Below are 20,669 nucleotides of genomic sequence, written 5' to 3'. Positions count from 1 at the left end.
CGGAAGCAATCCCGCGAAGAACGTCAAGCCCGTTCGCGCACCACCGTTCGGGGACACGTCGAGCTGTCACCCACCACAAATCCGCGGAGTATCTGCACGCGAATCCTTTGCGGACACTCCCGCTCTTGACATCGATCGGCGCGCGGAAGAATTGAGAAGCTACGTGACCTCGCGCGAGGTCGGCCCCGATGAGCATGAAGCGCAAGAAGCGACGCGACGACAAGGTGATCCACGTCGTGTTTGGTCCTGGAGGCGGCCGCGTCCAGACCAAGCAGAGGCGGGCTACCAACGAGAAGCGCGACGCCGCACCGACGAGCCGCGAGCCCCTGACCGACCTGTTCACGCAGAGCGAGATCGCTCGGCTCCTGGACATTTCCCCCAATCGTCTGCGTACCCTGGACAAGACCGGCGTGGTACCGCCCACGGGCCGGCGGCGGGGCCGGCGGGCCTACACCTTCTCCGACCTGATCGCGCTGCGCACGGCTCAGGCCCTGCTCGACCAGAACGTACGCCTGCGCGACGTGACCCGCGCGGTCGGCGCGCTTCAGCGCACGCTGCCCCGCGTCGCTCGCCCGCTCGCGGAGCTGCGCATCGTCTCCGACGGGCAGCGGGTGGTGGTGCGCACGCAGGACGGCTCCTTCGAGCCCCTGACCGGTCAGATGGTGCTCGACTTCGAGGTGAAGTCGCTACGCGACGACGTCGTCAGGGTGCTGCGCCCTTCGGCGGGTCGGGAGCGCTCGCGCACCGCCTACGAGCTGTACCTGCGCGCGAGCCAGCTCGACGAAGATCCCGCGACGATGGACGAGGCCGAATCGCTGTACATGCAGGCGCTCGAGCTCGACCCCTGGCTGGCCATCGCCTACACGAACCTGGGCAACGTGCGCTTCCGGCGCGGGGACGGGGACGCCGCCGAGGCGCTCTACCGGCAGGCGCTCGAGATCGACTCCCGCCAGCCCGAGGCCCAGTACAACTTGGGCTACGTGATGCTGGAGCGCGGGCACCCCGAGCTCAGCATCCCGCTCTTCCACGGAGCGCTGGAGAGCGACTCGAAGTTCGCCGACGCCTACTTCAACCTCGCCATGGCCTACGAGCAGGTCGGCGAGACGGGCAAGGCGCGACCGTTCTGGAAGAGCTACATCCAGCTCGAGCCTCAAGGCACGTGGACGGAGATCGCGAAGAGGCATCTTTAGTCTCGCTCCGCGGGCGGCCCCAGCGCCTCGCCACTCGTCCGACAGGACGGACAGCCGGGCGCCGGCCCGGGCCGGTTTCTCACTCTCCTCTCATTGGCGGATAGATGGGATGAGGCGGGCCCCGAGCCCGTCACGTCCATGCGAAACGAACTCGCCGAGAAAGTAGCGGCCGACCTCTCGCCGACGGGTTTCCCTGTCAGCACCCCCACGTGCTCAGAGGCACAACCGAACGGGGGCCAGAAGGAGAGGTCAGCCATGCGGAAAGTAGCACTGGACCTTGGTGCGCGGAAAACCACGTTCTGCGAGGTCGAGGGCGAGCAGGTACTCCAACGGGGCGCGGTGACCGAGCTCGGGACGCTGTCATCGCTGCTGGGCCCGAGCCAACCGCCAGCGGTGGTCGCGATCGAAGCTTGCCGCGAAGCCTGGTACGTCCACGACTTGCTCACCCGGTGGGGCAACCAAGTCGTGCTGGTCGACACGACGCGGAGCAAGCAGCTAGGCATCGGCCGCCACGGTCGCAAGACGGACCGAATCGACGCAGAAGTCCTGGCGCTCGCTCTGGAGCGCGGGGGCATACCGATGGCCCACGTGCTGTCGCCGCAGCGGCGAGAGCTCCGGCGCTGGCTCAACGTGCGGCGCGCGCTCGTCGAGTCCCGGGCGCAGATGGTGACCACTGCGCGCGGGCTGGCGCGAGAGCACGGAACGAAGCTGCCCAGGTGCACGGCCGAACACTTTGCGAGCACCGTGACCAAGCAACGCCTCGACCTCGAGCTCGGTTCGATGCTCCTGCCCTTGCTCACGCTCCTCAACGGAATCACCGCAGAGCTGAAGACGGTCGAAGCGAAGCTCCTCGAACTTTGCGCGACGGAGCCTGTTGTCGAGTTGCTCGCCACCACACCCGGCGTCGGTCTCATCGTCGCGGCCAGCTTCGTCAGCGTGATCGACGATGCGAAGCGCTTCCGCACCGCTCACCAAGTCGAGTCGTACTTGGGGTTGGTGCCCAGCGAGGACAGCTCGGGAGGGAAGCGGCGCATCGGCGCCATCACCAAGAAGGGCAACAAGTACTTGCGCGCCCTGCTCGTGCAGGCCGCGTGGTGCGTAAAAACTCGGGCTCCGAACGACCCGCTGCGGCTCTGGGCTCATGAGGTCGCCCAGCGACGCGGCAGGCGCGTGGCAGTGATCGCGTTGGCGCGCAGGTTGGTCGGCATTCTGTGGGCGATGTGGCGCGACGGCACCGTCTACGACCCTGAGCACCTGGCCCGCGCCAGCAGCCGTGGCACCCACCGTGCCGCACGATCGGCCGAGCTTCGCGCCAAGGCCCTCGCGGCGGCCGCCAAGAAGCTCTCGAAGAAGGCTCCAACCAAAACGCGGGAGGTGACTCCCGTCGCGTAACTCACGCGTCTCCAATCCGCGCCGCGAGCGCGACTGTGAGAGCGGCCAGATCGGTTGGTGGATGAACGCGAAGATCGCGATGGTGCGGCGCCACGGCGTCGAAACCCGTCGGATAGAGTGCGTCGCCACCCTCCTTTTCGAAGCCCCATCTGCGGGCGAGCTCACCTAAAGCAAGGGCCCATCAAGCCCGAGCTCGAACACCGCGAATAGTCGATCGAAGCCAGCTCGTAATCCGTCGCAGCAAGCAGCGCCTCACCTCAACAGCGGGCCCCAGCTCGCACCGGACAGCTCCATGCCCAGGTCTCGTACCGCCACCACAAGCACCCGATGTGCCCGAAAGAGAACGGCAAAAATCCCTTTCATTCAGTTGACGTCAGGCCCGCCTCATAGTCGTGATCTGATCTTGGCAAGCCCCAAGGCGTCGTAGCGGGCTCGGCTTGCGGCCTCGCGCGCCCCCGCACCTGGTCCTGCTCCCGTCTCTGCACCAGGACCTGCTCCAGTCCCCGCACCAGGTCCGGCTCCAGTCCCCGCACCAGGACCTGCTCTCGTCCCCGTTCCGTTTCTGCGTCCCCGCAGCAGGTCCTCGTCCCGCCCGCACCAGGTCCTGCTGGGTCCACCTCTGGATGCATCTCCGTTGCGGGAACGCTCACACGGAACCACGTCCGCGCACATTGCGTGTCTCCGACGGGCGCGAGAGAATCTGGGCTACCAGGAGGGTGTCATGGGTAGACGGGTGCGGGTGAAGTTGACTCTCTCTCTCTCTCTCGCAGTGGTAGGGTTGTGGGTTACTCGCTCGAGTGCCGAGCCCGCTGCGAAGCCGCCAGCAGCCGCGAAGAAGGTCGAGGATACGGAGGCGGGCGACGGCGGCGATCACGGCGCCGAGGAGGCATGGGTCGATTGTCCTCGACGCAAACACGTCCGTGCAGTCGATCCACTGGGACCCGTCGTCGCTCACGGGGCGAGTGAAGCTCCAGGCTACCGGCGAGGCCTGCTTCGCGCCGAGGAGGGTCGGCTCTTCCGTCGAGCCAGCCTCCAGCTCGATCCGTTCGGGGAAGACTTCTTCTTCACCGGGCTGACTCTGCCGCGCCCGAACCCGAGTCGCGACGAGCTGGCGCGCTTGGTGGAGCTCGCGGTGCGGCTCGCCGGGAAGCGACTGCCAGCGCCACCGCTCGTGACCGCGGCGCGCGCCGCGACCGAAGAAGGGGCCGAACGACGCGTCTGGGACGTGGCGTTCGTGCACGAGGGAGTGCCGGTCACACCGGGGCGCTGCCAGCTGTCCGCTCCCGCGCGCCAGCCATTCCCTGCTGCGGTGAGCTGTAGGGTCCCGGCAGGCGAGTCGCCGCTCACCTTCGACCGCTTCGTGGTCTCCGATGGTGAGGCGATACAACGCTCCATCGCATCGAGCGGAGTCCACGCCCACGTCGCAGACGTCCAGCGGTCGTACGTGGTCCGCGGCGGCGTACGTGACGGCGGCGGGGCCCAGGGGCGCTTCTACGTCGTTCACTTCGACGGCCGGCGGGAAGTCCTGACCGTGTTGGACGCGATGGGCCGAGTGCTCGCCACGGGTCCGAACGAGAAGTCGTTCACGTTCACCGGGTATGACCCCGACTACCTCGGCGGGCTCAAGCAGGTCCAGACCCACGTCGAGGTCGGGGACGGCCAGATCGCGCACCTCGACACTGCGCCGCACGATGCGACCAGGGTGTCTTGCATCACGCCTGATGGCGGACCTCTCTACCCGACAGGGTTCGCGGTGTGTCGCAACGACATGCTAGTCGATGAGAACGCTTTCTCGCTGCAACCGCTCGTCGCGCCTCGCTCCGACGACGACTACACCAACCCCGCCAACGCGCCGGTCCCCGTCAATGTGCAGCCCGACCCGCTCGGACCGCAGCTCCTGCTCCTGAGCCAGCAGCACGGGGTCGGACCGCTTCACGGCACCTTGAACGACGTGACGGTGAGGCCGGCGCTGAACAGCTCGCCGGGATGGGTTCACTACCTTCGGGACGACGTCACGAGCGAGCAGCCCGTCGGTCCCGCGCACCACGCCGAGCTCCAGGCGTTCCACAACGCCGGCAAGCTCCAGAAGTTCTACGCGCTGCTCGACTCGCGCTTCGAGGTGCTGGGGCAGGACCGATTCCGCACATCCATCACCGTTCACTGGCGGCCGGTCTTCACCCAGGACGACGACCTTGCGACGACGGACTTCAACAACGCCAAGGCCGGGCGCTACACCATGAAATTCGCGGACGCGCGGCCCTCCAGCGGCTCGGCGCCGACGCCCCATGCGCTCGACGCCACGAGCGACGGCTCCCTGTTCGCCCACGAGTACCATCATCACATCCAGGAGTCCCTCGCGAAGGACGGCGGCTGGCAGCTCGTCCCCAACCCCGCGGGAGACCCGGACGAGCTGTTCCCCGGCGAGTGCCCCCCGAACCAGCCCTGCAAGCGGCGCTACGTCGTGCTGGAGGGCGTCGCCGACGGCTTCGCGGCCCTCGAAGTCCGGCGCGCGTTGCTCGGGCCCATCTTCGCCTCCACGACACCGCTGAGCGAGCTCATGGGCGTGTGCGACGACAAGTCCGCCTACGGCACCGGCACCATCGGGCTGGGCACTCGCTCGCTCTGCAACACGCGGGCGTTCGGGTTCTGGAAGGAGGTCGAGCCGCCCGGCGGGGACACCAACGCCTGCACCTGGCCGTCGTTCCTCGCCGACCAGTTCCACTCCGACCGGCGCCTCGTCGTCGGCGGCGCCATGTTCGGCTACGCGCGCCGCTTCTTCGACTCCGGTGTCGGCAGCGGCATCCCTGCCCGTCACCTCCTCGAGGCCGAGCGGGCCCTTCAGGCCACCGCCGACGGGGAGGTCAAGTACTTCAGCGCCCTGGCGACGTACCTGAAAGCCTCTCCGTATGCCGACGTCCGTCGCTGGACGCACACGGCGCGCGCCGCCTTCATCGAGAAAGGCGTCTTCCCCGCGGGCGTTCACTTCCTCTGGGCGCTTGGCACTGGAGACCCGGACGCACGTCCGATCGTGCGCTGCAACTCGACCGAGTGCAGCGACGCCCTGGCTCTGAACCTGCTCGCGCAGACGCTGACCATGTCCGGACCCTTCGACTGGAGCTCGACCGCGCAGGCGCCGGAGTTCGACTTCTTCGCGGTCCCGGGGACGAAGTTCACGGGCGCGACCGGCGGGCTCAACCAGCTCTGGGTCGAGCTCTCGGACAACCCGGCGTTCAGCTCCGCGGCGGGCGGCGTCACGACGAGAGACCCGCAGACGTTCAGCCCGACGACCCGACTGAACTGCTCGCCCAGCGGCTTCTTCCGCGCCAAGCCGTCCGCGTCGAGCTGGGCAGCCGTGGCTTCGTCGGCGCTGGCCGACGGCGACCGCGTCTACTACCGGGTGCGCCAGTGCCTGGCGAGCGCGACCGGCCCGGATGACCCCAGCGCCTGCGTCGTCAGCGCGACCGCTACGACTCCAGCCTACGTGCGCGCGCACCTCGAGCCCGGAGGCTGCCCCGCGCAGTGCGGCGTCGTGGGCGCCGAGACCGAGCGCGAAGCCTGGCCCTGGCTCGCGCTGCTTCCGCTCGCTGCCGGGCTCTCGCGACGCGTGGTGCGCCGCCGGCGGACGCCATGAACCGAGCGCTCGTCATCGGGCTGCTCGCGGTGCTGAGCGCCGCGTGCGGCGGCAGGACGGAGGACTCCGCCGCAACCGCGCCCACATGGCCGAAGACCGGGTGCCCTCCCGGCACCGACCTCGTGGACGGCCGCTGTCGCGTCCGCGAGATCTACGTCCCGGGCGGGACCTTCACCTTGGGCCGGGGCTACTGCCCCGTCGCCGGCGTGCACCAGCTCCCGCCGTCCTTCGAGCCCTGCCCGCTGGCGGACACGCCGCACGAGGTCACCGTCGCGCCGTTCTGGATGGAGGCCACCCTGCGTACCTGGTCGCACTGGGAAGACGATCCCGACTGCCCCAGTCAAGAGCTCGAGTGTGCGCAGCCAAAGGCGTACATGCCGCTCCTGTCCGATATCGCCGTCGCCCAACCGGACTACGACGGACCCGGCACGCCATCACCGGGCGATCAGATTTGTGGCGAGGAAGGCAAGCGCCACATCGACGAGGCTCAGTGGGAGTGGGCCGCCACCTGGGGCGGCACCCGCACCTACCCCTGGGGCGAGGCTCCTCCGACCTGCGAGCTCGCCAACATCGACGCCAAGAAGTGCCCGCCCAAGGTGCCGTGGGTGGGGAACGACATCCCGGAGGTGAGCGCGGCCGGCAGCTACCCACCGAGCCCGGAGGGCATCTACGACCTGGCCGGCAATGCAGGTGAGGTCGTCGGCATCGCCAAGTACGCCTACACCGAAGGCTACACGGAGCTTCCGACCCGGCCCACCAAGTGCCCGCCGGGTCAGACATGCCCGTGGCCCAAGGTCATGATCCTACCGGTGCGCGGTGGCTCGACCAATGACCCCCCGGAGAAGTTCCGCGCAGCTCATCGAGGAAGGGGGAGCGCCTACAACGACATTCCCGGCTTCGGCTACCGGTGCGTGCGACCCGTCGAGTAGCCGATCCCCGCCTCGCGACACTCCTACCAGTTCCAACGGGCTGACTCCGCGGACCACCCCTCACGCCGAGCGTCGCCGTGCAAGCCTCAGCGCCCCAGAACTCGGTGCGTCAGGCTGGGCAGGTTCGCGCGCACGCGGGCCAGCACGGCGGGATCGAGCTCGGCGACCACGACGCCGGGGCCGTCCGAGGCCTCGGCGATCACCGTGCCCCAGGGATCGGCGAGCAGCGAGTGGCCGTAGGTCGTGCGCCCCTTGGGGTGCGTCCCCCACTGCGCCGCGGCCAGCACGAAGCACTGCGCCTCGATGGCCCGCGCCCGGAGCAGCACGTGCCAGTGGTCCTTGCCCGTGAGCAAGGTGAACGCCGCCGGCACCAGGAGCACCTCCGCGCCTCGATCGGCGAGCGCGCGGTAGAGCTCCGGGAAGCGCAGGTCGTAGCAGATGCTCAGGCCGAGCCGGTAGCCGAGGACGTCGATCACCTGCGGCTCTCGCCCCGCGGTCGTCGCCGCCGACTCGCTGATCTCGCTGCCGTCCGGCAGGCGCACGTCGAACAGGTGGATCTTGCGGTAGGAGCCGGCGAGCGTGCCGTCGGCGCCGTACACGGCCAGCGTGTTGAAGGGACGCCGCTCGTCGCCGCTCGCCTCGGGGAAGCCGCCGGCCACGAGCACCACGCCGCTCTCCTTCGCCATCGCGGCGAGCGCCGTCTGGATCGGGGCTCCGGGGTCGCCGATCTTCTCCGCGATGCTGCGCTTGTCCGCCTCGGGACCCATGAAGGCGAAGTTCTCCGGCAGGAGCACGAGCTTCGCCCCGCGCTCCGCCGCGCGGCGCACCCAGTGCCGACAGCGCTCCAGGTTCTCGCCGACGTCTTCTTGGCTCTGGAGCTGCACCGCTGCGACGCGGAGCGGCTCTCGCGCGTTCGTCTCTGCCATGGCCACGGAGTCTACGCGCCCGTCGGGCGTTATCGGAAGAGAATGAAAACCCGCTGGTTTCGCCGGCAAAGGGTCGGTACGCTGCGAGCGGACTGTCGGGCTCATGAGCGAGAAGACCACCGGAGCGATGGCCGAGTTCGGCACGCCCGCCTCACCGAACCGCGGTGGGCCGGTGGCGGGGCTCGTGCTGCTCTACGCGGAGAACTACGCGGAGCTGCCGCCGGTGTGGCTGCTGGACAAGGAGCGCCTGACCATCGGCCGGGACGAGGGCACCGACATCCGCATGAACGTCAACGCGGTCTCGCGCGTCCACGCCGAGGTCGGCTGGGAGAACGACGCCTGGGTGCTGCGCGACCGGGGCAGCCGCAACGGCACCTTGGTGGACGGGCGGCGCATCACCGCCGTCGAGCTCGAGCCCCTCAACGAGGTGCGCATCGGCGACGCGATCCTGAAGTTCGTGGACAAGCACGCCGAGGCCTTCGCCGACTACCGCATCGACGGCGCCATGCTCCACGGCGCGGCGCGGCGGGGCGCGAGCGACGGCGCCATGATCGGTGGCTACCAGATCGACCGCATCGCGGCCGACCTCGGGCGCATCGCGCCGACCCCGCTCAGCGTGATGCTCCTGGGCGAGAGCGGCACCGGCAAGGAGGTGGTCGCCCGGGAGCTGCACCGCCTGAGCGGCCGGCGCGGCGCCTTCTCGGCGGTCAACTGCGCCGCCATCCCCGCCACGCTGATCGAGAGCGAGCTGTTCGGCTACAAGCGCGGCGCCTTCTCCGGCGCGGACCGCGACAAGCCCGGCCTGATCAAGAGCGCGCACGAGGGCACGCTGCTGCTCGACGAGATCGGCGACATGCCGCTCGAGGCGCAGGCGAAGCTGCTCCGGGTGCTGCAAGCCAAGGAGGTGTTCCCGCTCGGCGCCACCGCGCCGGAGCGCGTGGACGTGCGGGTGATCTGCGCCACTCACCGCGATCTCTGGCGCCTGCAGCAGGGCGGCTCGTTCCGGCAGGACCTGTTCGCGCGCCTGAACGAGTATCAGCTCAGGCTGCCGGCGCTGCGTGAGCGCAAAGAAGACGTCTTCATGCTGGTGCGCGCCTTCCTGGCCCGCCACGGGCGCCAGGAGCTGACCCCGTCATTCGGGTTCATGACGGCGGCGCTCCAGTACGACTGGCCCTACAACGTGCGGGAGCTCGAGGCCTGCATCAAGCGCTGCGTGGCCCTGGCCGAGACCACCGTGCTCGGCGATCAGCTCCTGCCAGCCCCCGTCATCGAGGCCATGGAGGACTATGGCGACGCGCTCCGGCCCGGAACCGGCACGGCGCCCGGCAGCCTCCCGCCGCCGCCGGCGAGCTACGAGCCACCTTCCCGGACCCAGGTGCCGACGGACGCGGAGCTGCGCGCGCTGCTCGAGCAGCACGGCGGCAACGTGGCCGCCGTCGGCCGGCAGCTCGGCAAGGCGCGCATGCAGGTCCACCGCTGGATGAAGCGCTACGGCATCCACGTGGACGATTTTCGGCGGGGGTAGCTGCGACCCGTCGAGTAGCCGGCAGCGTGGTTCTTCACTCCGCGCACGGCGCCGCCCCCGCCGCCCGCGCTGCCGCGCAGGCGCGCTCGGCGTCGGCGCAGGTTCCGTCCTCACAGACGCGAGCCAGGTAGCGCGCGCGCCCTGCGGGACAGCTGCAGCACACCTGGCTGCACACCGAGGCCGCCTGGCAGGGGGCTCCGGTTGGCGCGCGGGAGTCGAGCCGAGGGCACGCGCCGCAGCCGGCTCGGATCAGCTCGGCCCGGACGTGCGGGCCACCCGCGTCGCGATCGACGAGCGCGACCACGCCGGCGCCCTCGCAAGGCGCGAGGCAGCGGGCGAGGGCGGCGTGCTCCGCGCCACACTCCGCGATCCCCTCGCCCCGCTCCAGGCAGAGCGGCGCGCTGCACGCGGCGGAGCAGTCGAGGCGCCGGCCCGCGGCGCAGCCCAGGTAGGCCGCGCGCTCGCGGCTGCACCCGGCCTGCTCGACCTCCGCGCCCCGCTTGGCGCAGTGCTCGACGCAGCGAGCCTGGTCGCTCGGCCGCGAGCCCTCCCGGTCGCAGCCGCTCCCGGTGAGCGCCGCGCAGGCTGCCGCGCAGCTCCGAGCGAGCTCGTCGGCTCCTTTTCGCTCGCTGCCGCCGCGACAGCTCGTCGCGACGACGATGGCCCAGAGTCCGCAGCCGAGCGCGATCCGGCGCGGGCGGCCACGAGGCCTGAGCGAAACGGCGGGGGCCATTTGGGGGGTTTTTCCTGGCGACTTGAGACAGGAGCAATCCTAGGCTACCCGGACGCTCGCGATTTCGAGTAGATGGCTCGCCAGATCGCTCCTTTCCTCGGCCCTCGATGCCCGTCTTGCTTGTCGCCGGTCTCTGCCGCCTGGGGCTCGTCCTCCGGGCGGGGGTCCGAGCGCGAGCGCTGCTCGGATTTCTGGCGCTGCTCTGGGTGACGCCGGTGTGGGCCCAGGGCGTCCCGCCGCCGGCGCCCAAGCCCGCGGAGCCCAAGCCCGCGGAGCCCAAGCCCGCGGAGCCCAAGCCCGCCGAGCCCAAGCCCGCCGAGCCCAAGCCGAAGACGCGCGTGGCCGCCGGCGACGCGCCGTCGGTGCCGCGCCTGCCGCCGGGTGAAGCCGAGAAGGCCCGGGGCCTGACCATCGTGCGCATCGACGTCGAGGGCAACCGCCGCGTCACCAAGGAAGACATCCTCACCTACCTGCGCGAGCGCGTCGGACAGACCTTCGCCCCGGAGGCGCTGACCGGAGACGTCCGCGAGCTGTGGAACTCCGGCTTCTTCGACGACATCGAGGTGGACCTCGACAAGAGCGACGCCGGGGTGACCTTGCGCTTCTTCGTGCGCGAGCGGCCCAACATCTCGGAGGTCGTGTTCGAGGGCAACTCGGAGATCGACGAGGAGGATCTCGTCGAGGCCATCGAGGTCAAGTCCAACACCATCTTGAGCCAGCCGGCGGTCAGGCGCAGCATCCAGAAGATCCGCGACATGTACGCGGAACGGGGCTTCTTCCTGGCTGAAGTGAAGAGCGAGATCGTCCCGCAGAAGAACAACGAAGTGGCCGTGAAGCTCTCCATCACGGAGCACGGGCAGGTCAGCGTCCGGCGCATCACCTTCATCGGCAACCACAGCATCCCGGACGAGGAGCTCAGGGAGCTGATGTTCACCGGCAACGCGGGCTTCTTCGCCTTCGGGTCGGGTGGACCCTACCGGCAGGACGCCTTCGAGCGCGACATCGCGGTGATCAGCGCCCTCTACTACGACCGCGGCTACCTTCAGGTCTCGATCAGCACACCCCGCGTGATGCTCACCCCCGATCGCAACGGCATCGAGGTCAGCATCACCATCGACGAGGGCCCTCGCTACCGCATCCGGCAGCTTCGGGTCTACGAGCGGGGCAAGGACGGCACCGAGGTCGAGCCGATCAACGGCCGCCGCAAGCTCCGCAACATGGTGCGGGCCAAGCCGGGGGACTTCTTCAACCGCGCCGAGCTCCTGGAGGACCTGCAGTCCGTACGCACGCTGTACCGCGACCACGGCTACGCGAACGTGGAGGCGAACCCGCAAACGCGCCTCGACCAGGAACGCCACGAGGTGGACATCGTCGTGCCCGTGGAGCGCGGCCCCCTCGTCTATTTCGAGCGCATCGAGATGCGGGGCAACTCCAAGACCCGCGACAAGGTGCTCAGGCGAGAGCTCGAGGTCGAGGAGGGCGAGCTCTTCCACGAGACCCGGCTCGACAGGTCCAAGCGGCGCATCACGGCCCTGGGCTTCTTCGAGCGCGTGGACATCTCGACGGAAGAGGGCTCGGCGCCCGACAAGATGGCCGTCTACATCGAGGTGACCGAGCGCCCCACCGGCACCTTCCAGGTGGGAGCCGGCTTCTCCAGCATCGAGAACTTCATCGCCACCGCGCAGGTGCAGCAGGCGAACCTGTTCGGCAACGGCCAGAGCCTGTCCTTGCAGGCGCAGGTCAGCGGGCTCAGGCAGCTGGTCGACGTGCGCTTCTACGAGCCCTACTTCCTGGACAGCGACTTCTCGGCCAGCATCGATCTGTTCGATCAGCTGCGCATCTACAACGACTTCAGCGAGTCCACCCGCGGCGGCTCGCTCACCTTCGGCTACCCGATCGTGGAGCCGGAGCTCTCGGCCAGCGTGGCCTACACGGCCGAGCTCAACGACGTGTCCACGCAGACCACCTCGACCATCCTCGGGCAGACCGGCGGCACCAGCGTGTTCCGCCAGCTGCCGCTCGCCAACCTGTTCAACGACGGCTTCACCTCCAGCGTGCGCCCGGCGCTGACCTTCGACACCCGGGACAACCGGCTCTTCCCGACGGCCGGCGTCTACCTGCGCGGCTCGTCCGAGCTGGCCGCCTCTTCTTTCGGCTCGGACAACGAGTTCTTGCGCCACCGCGGCGTGGCGCGCTTCTACTACCCGCTCGGCTCCGGCTTCGTCGCCAAGCTCAACATGGAGGGCGGCCACGTCACCAGCCCATCGCAAGACGGCGTGCCGATCTTCGCCCGCTTCTTCCTGGGCGGCATCCTCGACGTGCGCGGCTTCCGCTTCCGCTCCCTGGGCCCGCGCGTGCCGCTCATGGCCATCACGGATCCGAACAGCTCGCCGATCCCGTACGGGGCGAACATCGGCGGCAACCTGATGTACTTCCAGAACCTCGAGATCGAGTTCCCGATCATCGACAAGGTCGGCATCCGCGGCGTGCTCTTCACCGACGCCGGCAACTCCTGGAACCTGGAGGAGAACTACTGCGACACCGCCGGCCAGGGTGCGCTCGCCTATCAGGGCTCGGTGTTCAAGGAGACCAGCCCCTGCTTCGACGGCTTCTCCAGCCTCGCCGCGCTCCGCACCTCCTACGGCTTCGGCATTCGTTGGTTCTCGCCTCTCGGCCCGCTGCGCTTCGAGTGGGGCTTCCCCTTCAAGCCGCTCCCCTACGAGGAGTCGAGCGTGTTCGAGTTCACCATCGGCAACTTCTTCTGATGACCCAGCGATGAGCGCCTCGGACTCCGCCGACGACATCCCTCCGACGCCGAAGAACGCGGCCTCGTCTCAGGACACCGAGCGGGACCTGCCGCCCCCGGAGCGGCGGTCGAGCACGCGCCCCGCCGCTCCGTCGGAGGAGCTGGACAGCTCGACGACCCTCGGCGAGCACACGCTGCTCAGCGTCAAGGCCGCGGCCGATCGCCTGAGCGAGCGTCCGGACCACCGGGTGGACGAGCTGGATCGGCGTCTGGTTCAGCTCGAGGCGCGGCTGAAAGTGCTCGAGCTCCAGCGCGCCGGCGGCTCGCTCGGCGACAAGCGCTGGCTGTTCTGGGTGGGCCTGATGCTGGCGCTGATCCTGGGCTGGCAGCTCCGGGCCTTCTTCCGCTGACACGCGGTCGCGGCGCTCACGCCTCGTCGTCCGGCGCCCCGAGTCCGGCATCGACCACGACTCGGAGCGCCTCGATGTGACCGAGGCTCGCCTCGACGACCTCGATTTCGGCGCCGCCGATCCGAACTCGGTCGCCGACCCGCGCTCGCCGGCCGAGCTCGGATTGGACGACGCCGCCGAGGGTGTCCTCGTCGCGGTCGCTCAGCTCGATGCCCGCCAGCCTCTCCACTTCCCCCACCAGCATCGCTCCCGACACGACGAAGACTCCCTCCCCCATCCGAACCAGGCTGGGTCGTTCGCCTTCGTCGAACTCGTCACGCAGCTCCCCCACCAGGTCCTCGAGCACGTCCTCGAGCGTCACGATCCCGCTGACTCCACCGTATTCGTCCACTACGGCCACCAGGTGCAGCCGCCCGGCTTGCATGCGGTCGAACAGGCGGTCGAGCGGCAGCGTCTCGGGAACGAACTCCAGCTTCCGCGTGACGGCTTCGAGCGACTCCGGGCGAACCTTGGCGTGAAACAGGTCCTTGATGTGAACGAACCCCAGGACTTCGTCGAGCCCCTCCTTGCACACCGGGAACCGCGTGTACCCGGAGGCACGGGCCCGCTCGAGGCTCGCCTCGATGGGGCTCGAGGTCGAGAGCCAGACCACCTGGTGTCGCGGAACCCGCACCTGGCGCGCGAGCTTGTTCCCGAAGTCGAAGAGCCGATCGGCGATCTCGCGCTTCCGGAGCGAGAGTGGGTTCCCCTCCGCCGACGCGAGCAGCATTCGCAGCTCCTCCTTGGAGTGACCGCTCTCTGCCTCGCTGACCGGGCGAATACCGACCAGGAACAAGAGGGCGTTGGCGGCGTGGTTCAAGAGCCAGATGGCCGGAAAAGTGAGCTTGTAGAACAGGAACAGCGGTACGGCGGTCCAAAGGGCGGACTGCTCGGCCTTGCGGATCGCTATCGACTTGGGCGCGAGCTCGCCGATCACGATGTGCAGGGCGGTGATGCTCACGAAGGCCACGCTGATGCTGACGGAGCTGACCACCGCCGGCGACGGATCGCCCAGGCGCATCAGGAGCGGGCGGACGAGCGCCGCAAACGCCGGCTCGCCGATCCAACCGAGTGCGAGGCTGGCGAGCGTGATGCCCAATTGGGTCGAGGACAGATACGCGTCCAGGTGACGGATCATGTGGCGCGCGATGATCGCACGCCGGTTCCCGCGGCTCAGGTGGGGCTCGATCTGTGTCGGCCGGACCTTGACCAGCGCGAACTCCGCCGCGACGAAGAAGCCGTTGAGGAAGACGAGCACGATCGCGATCGCGATGCCCAGCCACGGGGCCTCGGCGAAGACGCCGTGGTCGTCAGCTGATGCCGTCCGTTCGTAGGTCATGCTCGAGCTCGCCCGTCACCGAGCCCCGTCGCGTCGACGAGCCCAATTCTCCGCAGGCGACTCTCGCATGCGTCGCTCCTCGACGCCAAGCCGTGCTCCTCGCCGACGGCTCTGGGCAGCGGAGCTCTGGAACGCGCTCGATCGGGGGGCGCACGGCGGCCACCGAAGGGCTCGCCGCGCGCCCGACTTTCTCGCAGTTTTTCCAGCAGTTCCGTGGCCCGTTGGGGGTCGCCGAGGGCGCCTCCCCGTGGTAAACGAAGCAGCTCGGAAAAAGCGACTTCATGGCCAACCCGCCCCCCCAGAATCCGTCGCCGCAGGACCACCCGATCAGCATCCAAGACGAGATGCGGACCTCGTATCTCGACTACGCGATGAGCGTGATCATCGGCCGCGCCATCCCGGACGTGCGCGACGGTCTGAAGCCGGTGCACCGGCGCATCCTCTACGCGATGCGCGATCTGAACCTCACGCCGTCGACCAGCTACCGCAAGTGCGCGCTGGTGGTCGGCGAAGTCATAGGCAAGTACCACCCGCACGGCGACGCGGCGGTCTACGACGCGCTCGTGCGCATGGCGCAGGACTTCTCGCTGCGCCACATGCTGGTGGACGGGCAAGGCAACTTCGGCTCCGTGGACGGCGACCCTCCCGCCGCCTACCGCTACACCGAGTGTCGCATGGCGAAGGTCGCCATGGACCTGATGGAGGACATCGAGAAGGACACCGTCGACTTCGCCCCGACCTTCGACGAGTCGGGGCAGGAGCCCACGGTCCTGCCGGCGCGCTTCCCGAACCTGCTCGTCAACGGCTCCGGCGGCATCGCCGTCGGCATGGCGACGAACATCCCGCCCCACAACCTGGCGGAGGTGATCGACGCGACCATCTTCCTGATCGGCAGGCCGGAGGCGACGGTCGAGGAGCTGATCGCCATCGTGCCCGGGCCGGACTTCCCCACCGGCGGCATGATCCACGGTCGCTCTGGCATCTGGCAGGCCTACAAGACCGGGCGCGGCAGCGTGGTGATGCGCGCGAAGACCGAGGTCGAGAAGGTCATCGGCTCGAACGACCGCGAGCAGATCGTGGTCACCGAGATCCCCTATCAGGTGAACAAAGCGCGCCTGGCCGCCAAGATCGCCGAGCTGATCCGCGACAAGCGCGTCGAGGGCATCCGTGAAGTGCGCGACGAGAGCGACCGCGACGGAATGCGTCTCGTCGTCGAGCTCAAGAAGGACGTCTTCCCGGACGTGGTGCTGAACCAGCTGTACCGCATGACGGACATGCAGGCGTCCTTCGGCATCATCAACCTCGCCATCGTGGACGGGCGCCCCGCGGTCCTGGACCTCAAGGAGACGCTGGTCCAGTTCGTCGAGCACCGGCGCGAGGTGGTGAGCCGCCGCACGCGCTACGAGCTGGCGCAGGCGGAAGCGCAGAAGGAGATCGTCGAAGGCCTCGGCATGGCGGTGACCGAGGTGGACCTCGTCATCAAGACCATCCGTGCGTCGCGCGACAGCGACGAGGCCAAGGGTCGCCTGATGGCGCTGCCGCTCGCCGGCCTCGAGGAGTTCGTGCGCCGCTCCGGGCGACCGGAGGCAGAGATCCAGGCAGCGGCCGCGGTGAAGGACTACCGCCTCTCGGAGCGGCAAGCGAAGGCCATCCTGGAGATGCGCCTGTCCAAGCTGACGGGCCTCGAGTACGAGAAGCTCGCCGAAGAGTACGGCACGCTGTGCAACGAGATCACTCGACTGCGCGCCATCCTGGCCGACGAGAAGCTCTTGATGGAGGTCATCATCGCGGAGCTCCGCGCGGTGCGGGAGAAACACGCCGAGCCGCGCCGCACCGAGATCGTGGAGAACGAGGCCGAGATCCAGATCGAGGATCTGATCCAGGAAGAGCCGATGGTGGTGACCATCTCCCACCAGGGCTACATCAAGCGCACCGCCCTGAACGACTACAAGGCGCAGAAGCGCGGCGGCAAGGGCAAGACGGGCATGGAGGCCCGCGACGACGATTTCGTGAACCAGCTCTTCGTGGCCTCCACCCACAGCTTCGTCTTCTTCTTCAGCGACGCTGGCAAGCTGTACGTGAAGAAGGTGTACGAGATCCCGATGGCGGCGCGCCAAGCCAAGGGGCGCGCCATCGTGAACTTCCTGGGCGTCGAGGAGGGCGAGCGCATCCGCGCCATCACCCCGGTCCCCGGCTTCCAGGAAGGCCTGTTCGTGACGACCTTGACCACCGGCGGCCAGATCAAGAAGACCGAGGTCCTCGAGTACGAGAACTACCGCGAGAAGGGCATCATCGGCGTGAAGATCGCCGAGGACGACCATCTCTTGTCGGCGACGGTGACCGACGGCTCGCGGGAGTTCCTGATCGCCACCAAGAGCGGCAAGAGCATCCGCTTCGACGAGCAGCAAGTGCGTCCCATGGGCCGCGGCGCAGCCGGCGTGAAGGCCATCGATCTCGACGAGGGAGATCAAGTCGTGGGCTTCGCGGCTACCGATCCGCAGCGCACGCAGGTCCTGGCGGTGTGCGAGCGCGGCTACGGCAAGCGCACGCCGCTCGAGGAGTTCCGCCAGCAAAACCGCGGCGGCAAGGGCATCATCCTGATCGACGCCAGCGACCGCAACGGGCCGGTGGTGGGCATCGCGCTGGTGATGGAAGGCGACGAGGTGATGTTGATCACCGACCGCGGTCAGACCATCCGCACCACCGTCTCCGAGATCCGCGAGACCGGCCGGAACGCCCAGGGCGTGAAGGTGATGAGCGTCGAAGAAGGCGAGCGCGTCGTGGCCATCGAGGCCATGAGTGAGAGCTCGTCGGGCCTGGACGACGAGAGCTTGATGCCGCCGGAGATCGACGGCGGCTCCGAGCCCCCGTCGGGCGACACCGGCGAGGCCAGCGGCGGCGAGGCCAGCGGCGGCGAGGGCGGAGGCGAGCCGAGCGGGGGCGAGCCGAGCGAGAGCTGAAGAGGTGTCCATCATTGTCGATTTCGTCGGGCGGAGACGCCCGGCGAAATCGACAAAAGGAAGAACGGCCAGGAGTGCGCGGAGCGTGTTCCTGACCAAGCTCTCTTTGGACGTGCGCTCGAGGCTCGACCGCTACGCGAGCCACGTGGCGGCATGAGCGAGGACGTTGGCTGCAATGGCGCCGAGGAGAGCGACGCACGTGACCTTCGTGAGACCTCGGACGAGGACGGCCGCGGTGCCGTGGTGGCACTCGAGGTGAGCGTTGGACAGTTCGCAGAGTGCCGCGCGGGCGCGATACGCGCGCTTGCCTTCGTCCGTCTTCATCCGCTCGAGCCAGGCGTCCACCTCCGGACTCACGGGTTTCGTCGAGCCCATCATCGCGCTTCGGAATCGCGATGATGGGCTCGACTCCGGCACAGGTCGCAGCTTCGATGCACGAGTGCTTCGCATGATTCGCGTCCGCCAGGAGTTGGCCGGGAAGGGTGCCCGTGCGCGCCTTGATGTCCTCGAGCATCGCTCGACCGAATTGTCGCGATGCTCGTGAAGCTTTGCCGGGCTCTACGCGATGGCTGACCGGAATCGCGCTCCGGTCGGCCGTCCCCGCACCCGCACCCGCACCCGCACCCGAATCCGAACGCCCACTGCCGAGGTCCGGGTGCGGGTGCGGGTGCGGGTGCGGGTCAATTCTTGGACCGCCGAGCCGGAAGAGGGGCGTCTCGCCAGGCGTGGTGAACGGCCGCCAGCTCGCCGAGGCGCCGGTGTCGCTTGCGACGGCAACGCCGCTCATCTCCTGTCGCCAGTGATGGAATGCCGAACTAGCATGCGCACCTGATGTCGCAGTCGTCGCGCCGTCGAGCCCCTCCCCCCGCGAAATCCGGACAGGTGGCTCGCATGTTCGAGCTGCTCTGCAGACAACACCCCGACGCGCACTGCGAGCTCGACCATCGAGATCCGTTCCAGCTCGTGGTGGCCACGGTGCTGTCCGCGCAGGCGACGGACGTAGCCGTGAACAAGGTGACGCCCGAGCTGTTCCGGCGCTGGCCGAGCGCGGCGGCGCTGGCGGCCGCCGACCCCGCCGAGGTCGAGAAGGTCATCGGCAGCTTGGGCTTCTTCCGCCAGAAGACCAAGAGCATCACCGGGCTGGCAAAGGGGCTGCTGGAACGGCACGGCGGTCAGGTGCCGAGGACGCTGGACGAGCTGGTGAAGCTCCCCGGCGTCGGCCGCAAGACCGCGAACGTCGTGCTCGGGGTGGCGTTCGGCACGCCCGAAGGCGTGGTGGTGGACACGCACGTGTTGCGTCTCTCGCAGCGCCTGGGCTGGAGCCGCCACGACACGCCCGAGAAGGTCGAGACCGATCTGATGCGCGTGCTGCCGCGGGAGCACTGGGATCGCGTGTCCCACACGCTGATCTTCCACGGCCGGCGGGTGTGCTCGGCGCGCAAGCCGGCCTGCGCCGCCTGCAGCGTCAGCGAGCTGTGTCCGAGCGCGTTCAAGGCCGAGCAGGTCGGACGCAAGCCACCCCGCCTGCGCACGGACAAGGCGCCGGCGAAGAAGAAGGTCCCGAAGAAGAAGGCGAGGAAGAAATGACCAGCGTCGCCAAGATCGAGCTGTTTCACGTCGCCGTGCCGCTCCCGGCGACCTTTCGGCCGAGCTGGATCCCCGGCTTTCCGCAGAACGAGAACCGCTTCACGCTGATCAAGATCACGACCGACGACGGCATCGAGGGCTACAGCGCGGGGCCTTGCATGGGCCACGAGCGCGCGGGCCTGGGCGAGCTGGTGGGGCCCTACCTGATCGGCGCCGACGCCACGGACATCGGCCTGGTGCAGCAGCGCCTGCGCGAGATGGGCTACCTCGGCTGGCGCAACTGGTGGATCGAGCCGGCCTTCTGGGACATCAAAGGCAAGCTGGCGAACAAGCCCGTGTACGAGCTGCTCGGCGGCACGCCGCGGGAGGTTCCGCTCTACGCCTCGACCGGCGAGGTGAAGGAGCCCGGCGCGCGCATCGAGGAGGCCGAAGCGCGCCTCAGCGAGGGCTTCTCGGTGCTCAAGCTGCGCGTCCACGACTTCGATCCGGCCGTGGACGAGCGCCAGGTCGTGGAGACCGCCAAGGCCGTGGGCAGTCGCATGAAGCTCGGCGTGGACGTGAACCAGGCCTGGCGCGTCACCGCCATCGGCCCGGCGCCGCTCTGGGATCTCGCGCGCGCCAAGCGCTTCGCCGACGTTTGTGCCGACGCAGGCCTGACCTGGGTCGAGGAGCCGCTGCCCATGGACGGCTACGAGGAGCTGTCGGAGCTCAGTCGATACAGCCGCGTGCCCATCAGCGGCGCGGAGCTCCACACGGGAGGGCTACCGGAGCTCCGCATGATGATCGAGCGGCGCTGCTACTCGATCTTCCAGCCCGACGCGATCTTCACGGGCGGCATCGCGCAGACGCTGGAGGTGGCGAAGCTGGCGAAGCAGGCCGGGCTCGGCTACACGCCGCACACCTGGACCAACGGCATCGGCTTCGCGGTGAACCTGCAGCTCTGGCTGGCGACCGGCGCCGAGAAGGAGCTCGAGTACCCGCTGAACCCGCCGGGCTGGGTGCCGGAAGCGCGGGACGGGCTGCTGGAGACGCCGTTCCTGCACCGGCGCGGCAAGCTCTCGCCGCCGGCGTTGCCCGGGCTCGGCTTCCGCATCGATCCCAAAGCCCTCGCGCGCCACGCCAAGCGCTTCTTCGTCATGGACAAGAAGCGCCTGGTCTGGTTCTCGCTCCGGACCCGCGGGCTCCGGGCGTCGCTCGAGATCGACCGGGCGCGGAAGGCCGCCACACGCGCGTAGACGCTGAATTTCCGCCGCGCTAGAACC

The 20,669-nt window shown here is 68.9% G+C and carries 14 protein-coding genes; 10 read left to right on the top strand and 4 right to left on the bottom strand.

The window, feature by feature from the left end; genetic code table 11:
* Nucleotides 1–188: 188 nt before the first annotated feature.
* From HS104_05625 to HS104_05610, 4 genes are all read left to right on the top strand, one after another.
* On the top strand, nucleotides 189–1,190 hold the full coding sequence (locus HS104_05625; protein ID MBE7479449.1) for a tetratricopeptide repeat protein: 1,002 nt from the start codon (nucleotides 189–191) through the stop codon (nucleotides 1,188–1,190).
* A gap of 255 nt (nucleotides 1,191–1,445) precedes the next feature.
* Nucleotides 1,446–2,582 carry an IS110 family transposase gene (locus HS104_05620; GenBank protein ID MBE7479448.1) on the top strand — a complete coding sequence of 379 codons (1,137 nt, stop codon included), beginning with the start codon at nucleotides 1,446–1,448 and terminating at the stop codon, nucleotides 2,580–2,582.
* Between the two features lie 721 nt (nucleotides 2,583–3,303).
* Nucleotides 3,304–6,213, top strand: a complete 2,910-nt coding sequence (locus tag HS104_05615) for a hypothetical protein (GenBank protein MBE7479447.1) — start codon at nucleotides 3,304–3,306, stop codon at nucleotides 6,211–6,213.
* A complete protein-coding gene (locus HS104_05610; GenBank protein MBE7479446.1) occupies nucleotides 6,210–7,142 on the top strand; it encodes an SUMF1/EgtB/PvdO family nonheme iron enzyme in 933 nt (310 codons plus the stop codon). The genes HS104_05615 and HS104_05610 overlap by 4 nt, the downstream gene beginning before the upstream one ends.
* A gap of 86 nt (nucleotides 7,143–7,228) precedes the next feature.
* Here the strand turns inward: HS104_05610 and HS104_05605 are convergent, their stop codons facing one another.
* Entirely contained in the window at nucleotides 7,229–8,068 is an 840-nt protein-coding gene (locus tag HS104_05605) for a carbon-nitrogen hydrolase family protein (protein MBE7479445.1), read from the bottom strand.
* A 127-nt stretch (nucleotides 8,069–8,195) separates the two neighbouring features.
* Here HS104_05605 and HS104_05600 point away from each other — a divergent pair, with 127 nt between their 5' ends.
* Nucleotides 8,196–9,593 (top strand): sigma-54-dependent Fis family transcriptional regulator, encoded by a 1,398-nt coding sequence (locus HS104_05600; GenBank protein MBE7479444.1) that lies wholly within the window; start codon nucleotides 8,196–8,198, stop codon nucleotides 9,591–9,593.
* A 34-nt stretch (nucleotides 9,594–9,627) separates the two neighbouring features.
* Here HS104_05600 and HS104_05595 read toward each other — a convergent pair whose 3' ends face one another.
* Nucleotides 9,628–10,326 carry a hypothetical protein gene (locus HS104_05595; protein MBE7479443.1) on the bottom strand — a complete coding sequence of 233 codons (699 nt, stop codon included), beginning with the start codon at nucleotides 10,324–10,326 and terminating at the stop codon, nucleotides 9,628–9,630.
* 371 nt (nucleotides 10,327–10,697) lie between these two features.
* Here HS104_05595 and bamA point away from each other — a divergent pair, with 371 nt between their 5' ends.
* On the top strand, nucleotides 10,698–13,091 hold the full coding sequence (gene bamA, locus HS104_05590; protein MBE7479442.1) for an outer membrane protein assembly factor BamA: 2,394 nt from the start codon (nucleotides 10,698–10,700) through the stop codon (nucleotides 13,089–13,091).
* A 10-nt stretch (nucleotides 13,092–13,101) separates the two neighbouring features.
* Nucleotides 13,102–13,482, top strand: a complete 381-nt coding sequence (locus HS104_05585; GenBank protein MBE7479441.1) for a hypothetical protein — start codon at nucleotides 13,102–13,104, stop codon at nucleotides 13,480–13,482.
* Nucleotides 13,483–13,498: 16 nt separating this feature from the next.
* Here HS104_05585 and HS104_05580 read toward each other — a convergent pair whose 3' ends face one another.
* Nucleotides 13,499–14,860, bottom strand: a complete 1,362-nt coding sequence (locus HS104_05580) for an HlyC/CorC family transporter (GenBank protein MBE7479440.1) — start codon at nucleotides 14,858–14,860, stop codon at nucleotides 13,499–13,501.
* A gap of 281 nt (nucleotides 14,861–15,141) precedes the next feature.
* Between HS104_05580 and gyrA the strand changes: the two genes are divergently transcribed.
* On the top strand, nucleotides 15,142–17,820 hold the full coding sequence (gyrA, locus tag HS104_05575; protein MBE7479439.1) for a DNA gyrase subunit A: 2,679 nt from the start codon (nucleotides 15,142–15,144) through the stop codon (nucleotides 17,818–17,820).
* 132 nt (nucleotides 17,821–17,952) lie between these two features.
* Here the strand turns inward: gyrA and HS104_05570 are convergent, their stop codons facing one another.
* Nucleotides 17,953–18,165 carry a transposase gene (locus HS104_05570; protein MBE7479438.1) on the bottom strand — a complete coding sequence of 71 codons (213 nt, stop codon included), beginning with the start codon at nucleotides 18,163–18,165 and terminating at the stop codon, nucleotides 17,953–17,955.
* Between the two features lie 546 nt (nucleotides 18,166–18,711).
* Here HS104_05570 and nth point away from each other — a divergent pair.
* Together nth and HS104_05560 are read left to right on the top strand one after the other, a co-directional pair.
* Nucleotides 18,712–19,407 (top strand): endonuclease III, encoded by a 696-nt coding sequence (gene nth / locus HS104_05565; GenBank protein ID MBE7479437.1) that lies wholly within the window; start codon nucleotides 18,712–18,714, stop codon nucleotides 19,405–19,407.
* Nucleotides 19,404–20,642, top strand: coding sequence for a mandelate racemase/muconate lactonizing enzyme family protein (locus tag HS104_05560; GenBank protein MBE7479436.1), 1,239 nt, complete (start codon nucleotides 19,404–19,406; stop codon nucleotides 20,640–20,642). The genes nth and HS104_05560 overlap by 4 nt, the downstream gene beginning before the upstream one ends.
* Nucleotides 20,643–20,669 lie beyond the last annotated feature (27 nt).

The sequence above is a fragment of the Polyangiaceae bacterium genome (assembly GCA_015075635.1).
GTDB lineage: Bacteria > Myxococcota_A > Polyangia > Polyangiales > Polyangiaceae > JADJKB01.
Note: the sequence above shows the minus strand (reverse complement) of the source record. Positions and strands in the feature narration are given on the sequence as shown.

Bases quoted from the DNA above. Each gene is read 5' to 3' on its own strand.
- HS104_05625 (MBE7479449.1), top strand. From the start codon at position 189: ATGAGCATGAAGCGCAAGAAGCGACGCGACGACAAGGTGATCCACGTC.
- HS104_05620 (MBE7479448.1), top strand. From the start codon at position 1,446: ATGCGGAAAGTAGCACTGGACCTTGGTGCGCGGAAAACCACGTTCTGC.
- HS104_05615 (MBE7479447.1), top strand. From the start codon at position 3,304: ATGGGTAGACGGGTGCGGGTGAAGTTGACTCTCTCTCTCTCTCTCGCA.
- HS104_05610 (MBE7479446.1), top strand. From the start codon at position 6,210: ATGAACCGAGCGCTCGTCATCGGGCTGCTCGCGGTGCTGAGCGCCGCG.
- HS104_05605 (MBE7479445.1), bottom strand. From the start codon at position 8,068: ATGGCAGAGACGAACGCGCGAGAGCCGCTCCGCGTCGCAGCGGTGCAG.
- HS104_05600 (MBE7479444.1), top strand. From the start codon at position 8,196: ATGGCCGAGTTCGGCACGCCCGCCTCACCGAACCGCGGTGGGCCGGTG.
- HS104_05595 (MBE7479443.1), bottom strand. From the start codon at position 10,326: ATGGCCCCCGCCGTTTCGCTCAGGCCTCGTGGCCGCCCGCGCCGGATC.
- HS104_05585 (MBE7479441.1), top strand. From the start codon at position 13,102: ATGAGCGCCTCGGACTCCGCCGACGACATCCCTCCGACGCCGAAGAAC.
- HS104_05580 (MBE7479440.1), bottom strand. From the start codon at position 14,860: ATGACCTACGAACGGACGGCATCAGCTGACGACCACGGCGTCTTCGCC.
- gyrA (MBE7479439.1), top strand. From the start codon at position 15,142: ATGGCCAACCCGCCCCCCCAGAATCCGTCGCCGCAGGACCACCCGATC.
- nth (MBE7479437.1), top strand. From the start codon at position 18,712: ATGTTCGAGCTGCTCTGCAGACAACACCCCGACGCGCACTGCGAGCTC.
- HS104_05560 (MBE7479436.1), top strand. From the start codon at position 19,404: ATGACCAGCGTCGCCAAGATCGAGCTGTTTCACGTCGCCGTGCCGCTC.